Annotated in this window: 2 protein-coding genes; one reads left to right on the top strand and one right to left on the bottom strand. The window is 40.7% G+C overall.

The window, feature by feature from the left end; translation table 11 throughout:
• The first annotated feature begins 67 nt into the window (after nt 1-67).
• Nucleotides 68-1,714, top strand: a complete 1,647-nt coding sequence (locus AK963_RS28305; protein WP_083232938.1) for a recombinase family protein — start codon at nt 68-70, stop codon at nt 1,712-1,714.
• Between the two features lie 5 nt (nt 1,715-1,719).
• Here the strand turns inward: AK963_RS28305 and AK963_RS33885 are convergent, their stop codons facing one another.
• Nucleotides 1,720-1,887: a hypothetical protein gene (locus AK963_RS33885; protein WP_175404709.1), complete on the bottom strand. Its 168-nt coding sequence runs from the start codon at nt 1,885-1,887 to the stop codon at nt 1,720-1,722.
• Between the last annotated feature and the right edge of the window lie 72 nt (nt 1,888-1,959).

The raw sequence follows: 1,959 nt of genomic DNA on the forward strand, positions 1-1,959 counted from the left end.
GTTCACGAATCATGGAACAATTTAATTGCTTCCCATAACTCATTAATGCACGATAGTAGGAGGCATTATGACAATAAGAAATACAATGGAAGCGATAGAAACAAGGACGACGTACTGTTATTCCTATCACCGGATATCATCTAAAAAGCAGATCAAAGGCGGTGGTATAAAAAGGCAGATTGAAGCAAGCGCTGCCTTTTGCGAAGAGCAAGGCTGGATCATGGATACCACATTTACTCTTACCGATATTGGCAAGTCTGCCTACCATGGAAGAAACCTTGATGACAAAGCTGCCCTTGGTAGTTTTTTAAATGCTATTGAAAAGGGACTGGTCAAACGACCTGCGGTTCTGCTTGTAGAAAGTCTGGATCGGATCAGCCGGGCAAACATTATGGATGCTCTGGAAATTTTTATTCGGATACTCAATACAGGTATTACCATCTGCACCTATATTGATCGGATGGTTTACAACAAGGAAGAACTTCAAAATAACTTTGCGCCCCTGATTATTTCAATCACCTTAATGTGCCGCTCCCATGATGAGAGTCTGGTTAAAGCAAAAAGATCATCAGCCAGTTGGCAACAGAATAAAGAAAAGATTGCCAACGGTCACTTGGGTCGAAAAATGCTTTATCCGAAATGGATAGATATAAGTAGTGGTAAGCCTGAAATTATCGAGAGAAAGGCTGATATAGTCAGAAAAGTATTTGACCTCTGCATAAATCATAATATGGGACTTATACCTATCGCCCATTACTTTCTCGATAAGGATACCGAAGGATTCAATATAAACCCTCGATGGGTTCAAAGAATGTTGTCAGAGAAGAAAGCTCTCGGATTAATCGAGCCTAAGAAAACCATCTATCAAGACGGTGTAGCCAAGTATATTCCCCTTAATGAAGAAATACAGGCCTATCCAGCAATCATTGATGAGGAAACATTCTACGCTGCGAGAGCCGCGATTCAGAAAAGAATGTCACTGAAGACCGGGAGACCATCCTCTGGCTCCAGAGAAATAAATTTCTTTCGCAAAATTTTGCGGTGTGGCATTTGTTCATCCGGGTTTGTTATGAGCGGTACAGGGCATAGATCTTCATACCGTTGTATTGGCCGAATAAACAACAAGAATCTGTGTGGCTTCAACAAAAGCATAAATACAAAACCAATACAACAGATTCTCTTAAAAACCATTGCTGTAATAGATAAAGACGATATGTTTGAAAACGCCTCTAGTTCCAAAAAGTCAAGACTATCAAAAGCATTGACGACAAAGCAGGCCGAGTTGGAGGACAAGCAAACAAGAAAGGATAACCTTGCTGAACTGGTAGAGGCCGGTTCAACGTCAGGCGTTCAGAGAGTAGTGAAACTTGAACGCGAGATCGAGGTTATCAACCACCAAATAAAGGAGATACTGGATCAACTGGATCAACTGTCCTCACCATCAATGGCTGCAAGCATTGACCATATAAATGCTTTCCACCAACGGTTTCAGTTAGGCAAGGCAACCAAAGAAGACCAAATGCCTTTTATTGATGCCATGTTGAAAACCATTGATAAAATTGTTTTTCATTTACCGGAAGAAGAAGGACAACGAACCATTGTGGTTATACATCTTCTGTCCGGTATTAATATCAGGATTGATGTATTCAAGGACTACTCCGCCAACGTCTATAAAGGCAAGAAGTGCATCCTTCGAATCGATGCCAGAAAGTAAGCAAACTACATTCCCTCTTTTTCTAACCATTCAAGAATCAGCTGTTCGACAACATTGGAGCCGGGCAGCTTTTTCTTTTCAATGGCTTTTACAAACCGAAATACCACTTCTTCTTTAAACTCAAAACAATGAATCATGGTGTGATCTTTCTCGCACTTTTGAACAATATCCATATCCCTATCTCCCTAAAAATCAATATCCGTATCAAAAACATCAAAGTGGCCAGCCTCAAAGGCGTCATTCTG

This window comes from Endozoicomonas atrinae (assembly GCF_001647025.1).
Lineage (GTDB): Bacteria > Pseudomonadota > Gammaproteobacteria > Pseudomonadales > Endozoicomonadaceae > Endozoicomonas > Endozoicomonas atrinae.